This is a genomic window from Candidatus Omnitrophota bacterium, assembly GCA_040755155.1.
In the GTDB taxonomy this organism is placed as follows: domain Bacteria; phylum Hinthialibacterota; class Hinthialibacteria; order Hinthialibacterales; family Hinthialibacteraceae; genus JBFMBP01.
This window is the reverse complement of record JBFMBP010000149.1, coordinates 50,532-58,187: the sequence shown is the minus strand read 5'-3', so window position 1 is coordinate 58,187 and position 7,656 is coordinate 50,532. Positions and strand designations below refer to the sequence as shown.

At 48.8% G+C, this 7,656-nt stretch carries 5 protein-coding genes; 3 read left to right on the top strand and 2 right to left on the bottom strand.

The genetic code is table 11. From position 1 onward, the window contains the following. Positions 1-54: 54 nt before the first annotated feature. Entirely contained in the window at positions 55-1,662 is a 1,608-nt protein-coding gene (locus AB1656_22825) for a hypothetical protein (GenBank protein ID MEW6238234.1), read from the bottom strand. 32 nt (positions 1,663-1,694) lie between these two features. Then, positions 1,695-3,095 carry a hypothetical protein gene (locus AB1656_22820; protein ID MEW6238233.1) on the bottom strand — a complete coding sequence of 467 codons (1,401 nt, stop codon included), beginning with the start codon at positions 3,093-3,095 and terminating at the stop codon, positions 1,695-1,697. 404 nt (positions 3,096-3,499) lie between these two features. Between AB1656_22820 and AB1656_22815 the strand changes: the two genes are divergently transcribed. The 3 genes from AB1656_22815 to AB1656_22805 all read left to right on the top strand — a co-directional run bounded on the left by AB1656_22815 (position 3,500) and on the right by AB1656_22805 (position 7,630). After that, positions 3,500-5,155 carry a CRTAC1 family protein gene (locus tag AB1656_22815; protein MEW6238232.1) on the top strand — a complete coding sequence of 552 codons (1,656 nt, stop codon included), beginning with the start codon at positions 3,500-3,502 and terminating at the stop codon, positions 5,153-5,155. Positions 5,156-5,283: 128 nt separating this feature from the next. Beyond that, entirely contained in the window at positions 5,284-6,435 is a 1,152-nt protein-coding gene (locus tag AB1656_22810; protein MEW6238231.1) for a tetratricopeptide repeat protein, read from the top strand. A 250-nt stretch (positions 6,436-6,685) separates the two neighbouring features. Then, positions 6,686-7,630 carry a UDP-glucuronic acid decarboxylase family protein gene (locus AB1656_22805; protein MEW6238230.1) on the top strand — a complete coding sequence of 315 codons (945 nt, stop codon included), beginning with the start codon at positions 6,686-6,688 and terminating at the stop codon, positions 7,628-7,630. Positions 7,631-7,656 lie beyond the last annotated feature (26 nt).

Sequence of the window (7,656 nt, the reverse complement as noted above, 5' to 3'; positions counted from 1 at the left end):
GAATGAAGATAATAGATTTTTGAATTTTTTTCATTTTCTTATTCTCCTTTGATTTTAGTTCGATGAGAATTTTAAGAATGTTGGATTTTCATCTACGATATTGGATAGCGTGTATTTGTAGGAACCAGTGCCGTTCGATTGCCGATTGACAGTGGTCGAAAGATCGGAGAAGGTTGTGTTTGAATAACTGTACGGAGTAGAGAAGGAAAATTTGTAGAGATCGGCGGAGGATGGCGCAGATTCGGAATTAATTACGTAATCGACGCTAGCCTGCGTATAGTAATTCGTAAAATCATCCCATTCAGCTTCTGGATTAATATCATATATCCAGATTGCACCCCATTTTTGGCCTGCCTCATCAATCCATCCGCAGGTTAATTTATGCTTATTGCCATCAATTGACACGCTGTTCGATTCTATATAGATTTGGTAGCTGCCAAAGAGATGCGGTTTTCCAGAAACATTTTGATGCAATTCTTGGCCGACTTTACGAATCGTCCGGCTTGTCCCAGCAACGCCGTCTGTGAACCAGCTTGTGTAAGCTGTCGGATCACTTCCATAATCATTAAACGCATGTTGCCAATAAAGACTGTATTTCCAATTTTTACTGCCCGCGCTGGATTTCATCGTCGCATCCATCAAATCGCGCCGCATGTAATATATCGCTTGGATTTTCTCATCAGAGCTCGTTGGCGCCCAACTCTTGTTCGAGGTGTGACTGAATCCGTATTCCGTATTCGCAAATTCTGGATAATAGCTATGAGCAGAGCAGATATCTCTTAATTTTGTAATTCTTTTAATCCAATATTGCGTTCCATCAGTTGCATCTTCATAATTTTCGGGTTGTCTATGCTCCTTATAGCCGTGAATAGAAATGATATTAGGAAGTTTACTTATTCCTTGAGCGCTTTCTGTTGCTCCGGCAATAAAACCGTGAAGAAACGTTTGAGCGCGTTGGCCGTAATTTGGACATTCGTCTATGCTTGGATAAGATAGAGTATCTTGGCAAGAAATATTCGGAGATATGATGGTCAAATTCGGCCAATTATCTTTTATGGCATCGTAAGCAGCGATATAATACGTTGAATAATTAACGCCTGCCACCCAAAAATTTGAAGGTCGAGCATCGGTTGCGTTATTGTTGAATAGTGGACGTGTATCATTGCATTCATCTTCTTCATTTCCTAATTCAACCGCAATAATTGTACCTGCATAATTTCCTGTAATATAAGCTTGCGCAGTAGTTAAGGCGCTTTCTACGTCAGAGGCGTATTGCGCAGCCGTTTTCGATGCCATATAATATGTTTTCGCCTCGAAAACTACTGACACTTTTCGGCCGTTTGAATAAGCATGACTGAGAAAATCATTGATAGAGTCAGCCCCTGCAACATAGAAATATCTTACTATAGGTAAATTGTCATTTGCTAATCGGGACATACGATCTGTAATTGAACCTGGAGTTGGATTAACAGTTGCAATGCCAACATCCGCCCCAAAGCGAAGCATCGGCGTGGGGGTGGGATTCCCGCCCGTTGCAAAGGCCATAGTTCTAGGATTATCTTTTACTTGCATTGTGAACAACCAAACAAACATTACTCCAAACAACAATACTACAGTAACAAAAGAAACTATTTCTCGTTTTTCCTTGGATAATTTTGACATCTTATGCTCCTCCTTTCTATGGTGAAATACCGCTATTCGCTTAGAGATGCAAGAATTTCGTTTTTCAACTGCAACGCGTCCTCGCGGCAGCGTACAGTCCCCCCTTTGGCGGATTCCGGAATCAAATTCAATACTTCCGAAAGGTAATTTAAAGCGATGTAAGGCTGATATCGCAATTTCGCAATCTCCGCCAGGCTGAAGTTCGCCCAAGGACGAATTTCGGGAAAGGGCGCATCATTGAGGATGCCGAGCAATATTTGCTCGGCTCCTGTGAAATTCTTATCATGCCATGAAATATACCGCGCCCAGTTCATGGCGCAGTTGGCTCCTGCCAGGGTTTGGGGATAATAGTTGTCCATAGCGAACTTGCAGATTTCCGCCGACTTATCCAAATCCCCGCCCCACGCCAAACTTTGTTGGAGCATGTCGTAAATTCCGGAAATCTTGTCGTCGGAAAATTGCGCTCTTACCTTTTCATCGGTAATCATTTCGCTGGCTAGCAGTTGGTTGAGAATCACTTGCGCTTTGGGCAAATCGCGTTGAACGTTGAGTTCCATGTCGTGGACGGTGCGCATGGAATGCGAACGAATGTACTCCCATTCTCCATAATTGCGCCGCAAAAACTCGGCATAGTCGTCCCCCGCCGCTTGCAAGTCGCCCTTGCCCAGCCGGGCGGATGCGAGATAAAGCGGCATATTGCGGTACTCGTCATAACTCGCGTTGCGGTTTTGCGCCAATTCCGCGTCAGCTTTTTGAATCCGTTCGATGGCCTCGTCGAAACGCTCGTCCACCATCAAGCAAAGAATTTCGGCGATTGTTTGCGCATGTGGATAAAACGTAGACGCTGGCAACTTCGCATACACCGAATCCATCGCTTTCTCATACGGCTTGTCGCTTTTTAATAACCGCAACTGAGTTAGAAAGACAATCAAGTCCTCCTGCTCGCCGCGGTAGAACGCATACGGCTCTTCGGCGACGACGCGGCGGTATTCGAGGGCGCAGGCGTCCGCCAGCTCGCCGCTTTCGATCAAGCTTTCGGAATAGCGCAGCAGGGCGTTTTTCCAATGGCGGGCGATGCCGTCGTTGAAGAGGGCGATGGCTTCTCCGCCGCGTCCCAGCCGCTTGAGAAACTTGGCTTTGGTCAGCGATGCCTGGCTGAAGAGGTAGGAATTCGCGTCCACATCCCCCAATAGCGCTTCCACCGCCGATAACGCTTGAGAATTTTCGTCCGGCGTGTTGGAATATTTCACTAGATCGTCCAATCCCTTATTCACGGCGTCGGCGTCGTTGGATTTTGCAACGGCGTTGAGCGCCAAATCGCGAAAATCGGCGGAAATAGGCCCTTCGTACATTTGCGCCGCTTTCGCCGCTTCCCCACTAGCCAAGAGAAGCAAAAGCGAACCAGCGAGCAGAAAACGTTGCAACCTTCTCATGTCTATCGCCTCCTAACGAAAAGATATATACAAAGGTGATAATAACAAAAAAAAATAACGTCAAGTATTCTACTCATAATTAATGAAAATTTAATAGGAAATAAATAAATGCGTTCTTCAAAACATATATTCAATATATCAAGGAAATAATCAACTTTATACTATATATATTTTATATAATGTATGGAAATAGGAAAAATATGGCGGGTTGTACTTTGTAAATGAAGAATGATGAATTGGGCGTAACGCCTTGGTTTGGTTGGGGGGGATATGCGTCAAGGTGGTTTTCGGGAGAAGGCCGTTATGTCCGCTTTTGGATGTTGACGGAGCGGAATGATTGTATGATGATTAAGCGATGGAGATCGAATCAAATACCAAATCAAAACGCGTTGAGGGAGAGAATTTTGCGTAAGTTTTGCTGTTCCGCCTCCTTTGGTTTCACTGTTTTCTTTTGCCTGCTTTGCGCCGCCGTTCATGGACAGGAAATCGTATTTACGGACGTCACCGATCAAAGCGGCGTAACGTTCCGCCATTACGACGGCAGTACCGGCCGGAAATTCGTCATGGAAACCACCTGTTCGGGCTTGGGATTGTTCGACTACGACAACGACGGCTTTCTGGATATCTATTTCGTCAACGGCGCCATCTTGCCCGGCGCCTCGGAGACCGTTTCTCCGCCCGATGTTCTCTACCGCAACAACGGCGATTTGACCTTCACCGACGTTACCGAAAAAGCCGGAGTGGGCGATCGCAACTACGGTTATGGCTGCGTTGCGGGAGATTACGACAATGACGGCGACCTTGATCTCTACGTCGTCAATTTCGGCCCCAACAAACTCTTCCGCAACAACGGCGGCGGGACCTTTACCGACGTCGCCAAGCAGGCGGGCGTCGACGATCCCCGCCAAGGCGCCGCCGCCGTTTTCTTCGATATCGACAACGACGGCGATCTCGATCTCTATGTGACCAATTACCTCAAAGTCGATATCGAGAAGAACCAGGCTTGCTTCCACGGCAAAATCCCCATTTATTGTTCGCGTCTGGAATTCGCATTCGAAAAAGACATTCTCTACCGCAACAACGGCGACGGAACTTTCGCTGACGCCACGAAAGAAGCAGGGATGGATGTCCCAGCCTCCACAGGCATGTCCGTCGTTACAACGGATTACGACAATGACGGCTGGCAGGACCTCTTCGTCGTCAACGACGCCCGTCCCAACTATATGTTTCATAATTTAGGGAAGGGAAAATTTGAGGAAGTCGGCCTTTATACCGGCGTTGCTTATGATCTCAATGGAGCTTCCCAAGGCAACATGGGCGCCGATTTCCGCGATTATGACGACGACGGCTTCATCGATCTCATCTCCACCAATTACCAGCAGCAGATGGTCGCCGTCTACCGCAACTTGGGCGGCGTTCTCTTTCAGGACGTATGTCTCGAAAGTCAAGTCGGACCGCCCACTACGCCTTACGTTACGTGGGGAGTAGGGTTCTACGATTTCAATAACGACGGGATGCGCGATAGCTACATAGCGGCGGGACATTTGCAGGACAATATCGAAACTTACGACAAATCCACCAGCTACGAAAATACGAATTTTCTATTCATCCAGCGCGGTAAGGGAGTTTTCGAAGACGTTTCGGATCGTTCCGGTCCCGGATTGCTGATCCGCAAATCCAGCCGAGGCTGCGCTTTCGGCGATCTCGACAATGACGGCGATATCGACATCGTCGTAACCAACGCTAGAAACCGCGCAGATATCTTGCGCAACGATTCGAAGAATAAAAACCATTGGATTCAAATTCGGACCGTAGGCGTACAAAGCAACCGCGACGGCGTGGGCGCGCGCATCAGCGTTACGGCCAACGGCAAGACGCGCATCGACGATGTCCGCGCCGGAGGCAGCTACGCCAGCATGAACGATCCCCGCGTCCACTTCGGTTTGGGGCAAGCGGAACGCATCGACGAAATTAAGATCCAGTGGCCTAGCGGCAAGGTGGATGTTTTAAAAAATATCGCCGCCGATTGCATTCTTTCCGTTACGGAAGGAAGACTTTGAGACTTTGAGACTTTGAGACTGGGAGACTGAGAGACTGGGAGACTGGGAGACTGGGAGACTGGGAGACTGGGAGACTGGGAGATTGGGAGATTGGGAGATTGGGAGATTGGGAGATTGGGAGATTGATCGTGAAAAAAAGCCTTTGGTTCGCTATTTTTATTTACTTGGATTTTGCCTTCGCCGCCATCGTTCCTGTTAATTCTTTTGGGGCGCAGTCAGCGGAGTCTCTTTTTAACCAGGCGGAGCAATATTTTTACCAGGGCGATATGGCGAAAGCCGTCGCCGCTTACAGCCAGGTGCTGGATGCCTCGCCGTCCATTCTCGCCGCCCGCATCGGCAAGGCGCGCTGCCTGTCGCGGCTCGACCGGGAGACGGAAGCGCTCGGCGAACTCGATAAAGTCTTGGCCATTCAAGCGAATCATCGCGACGCCCTGCTTGCCAAAGGCTCCATCCTCTCTAAACAAGGCAAACAAGACGCCGCCATCTATATTTTCAATGCCATTCTCAAAAACGATCCCAACGACGAACTCGCCTGGTACAACCTGGGAACCTCCCAACGCGAAACGAATCAACTCGACGCCGCTCTAGATAGTCTCTTCAAAGTCCAAGACCTGCTATTGCGCAAGAAACAAGAAGTTCCTCCTGAATTCCACTCTATGCTCTATTATCAAATCGGCATGATCTATCAATCCAAAAACGATCTCGAAAAAGCGGTTTCCTATTTGCGGAAAGCTATCCAGGCCTCTCCTTGGAGCGAAAATCCCCAATATCAATTGGGTATGATCCTGGCGCGTACGGGACAAGCGCAAGAAAGCCGTCAATGGCTCGATTCCTTCAAGCGAATCAAGGAAATCAACAAAAAAATCATCCAGGTCAAAGATGCCGCCGCTCGTTCCCCCCAAAGCGCCACGCCTTACATTGCGTTAGGCCAGCTGTATCTTTCCCTGGGCGATCTGCGCAGCGCGGAAAACGTCTTGCTTACCGCGTTGGATCGCCATCCCGGCAATTCCCACGCCTTCAATTATCTTGGACTTGTCTACATCAAAAACCAGAAACTCGACGCCGCCCGCGACGCTTTCCTATCCGCGATCCAGAAGGACGAGCGCAATATTCAAGCCATCGTCAATCTTGCTTCTTTGGAATTGCAAACGGGAAATTTGGATGAAGCGGAGCAGCTTTACAACCAAGCGCTGCAATTAAATCCCGCATTTTCCATCGCTCAGCAGGGACTGCTTCAAGTGCAAAAACGAAGAATCCCTTCCGCCGAATCCGTCAAATAAGGCGGATTTCGCCCATAATGCTTGTTTGGCGAGGGATTGATTGGTACGATGAATAGCGCCGATTCCAATTAAGATTGCTGCGCATCATTTCCCTCTCCCACTGGGAGAGGGTCAGGGTGAGGGAATTTACGATTAGTTTTATCAACCCTCACCTAACCTCTCCCAATCTTGGGAGAGGAATGAATAGCCCATTCCATTTGGGAACAGAATGCGGCGCGGATACATTAGGAAGAAGGAAAAGAGTTTCAGAATGCCAAGAACACTCATCACAGGCGGGGCGGGTTTTTTAGGGTCGCATTTGGCGGATGCGCTGTTGGAGCGAGACCATGAAATAATCTGCATGGACAATCTGATTACGGGCAGCCTTTCCAACATCGAGCATCTTTTTGGACGCAAAGGATTTCTCTATATCCAACACGACGTAACCAATTTCATCCATGTTCCAGGATCCATCGACAACATTCTCCATTTCGCTTCTCCCGCCAGCCCTATCGACTACCTAAAGCTCCCCATTCAAACCTTAAAAGTCGGTTCTCTGGGCACTCATAAGGCTCTAGGCTTGGCGAAGGAAAAGGGAGCGCGGCTGCTTCTCGCTTCCACATCGGAAGTCTACGGCGATCCTCTCATTCATCCCCAGCAGGAAACGTATTGGGGCAACGTAAATCCCATCGGGCCGCGCGGCGTCTATGACGAAGCCAAGCGCTTCGCCGAAGCGATTACCATGGCCTATCATCGCTATCACGGCGTCGAAACGCGCATCGTGCGCATCTTCAATACCTACGGCCCCCGCATGAGAGTCAAAGACGGACGGGTGGTTTCTACTCTGATTACGCAAGCGCTCTTGGGCGAGTCGATGACCCTTTTCGGGGATGGAAGCCAGACTCGTTCCTTCTGCTACGTTTCAGACGAGGTGGATGGAATCATCAAGTTGCTCGAATCGGACATCACGCATCCCGTCAATATCGGCAATCCCACCGAAATGACGGTGCGCGAATTGAGCGAAGCGGTGCGGGAACTGACGGGATCGAAGAGCGAGATCGTTTACAAGCCTCTTCCAGAAGACGATCCCAAAGTACGTCAACCGGATATCGCTACGGCGCGGAAACAGCTGAACTGGGAGCCGAAGGTTGTCTTGCGCGAGGGACTGCAAAAGACCATTGACTATTTCAAACAAGTACTATCCCCGGCGGTATGATTTAACAAGCAATTTATATAGCAAAT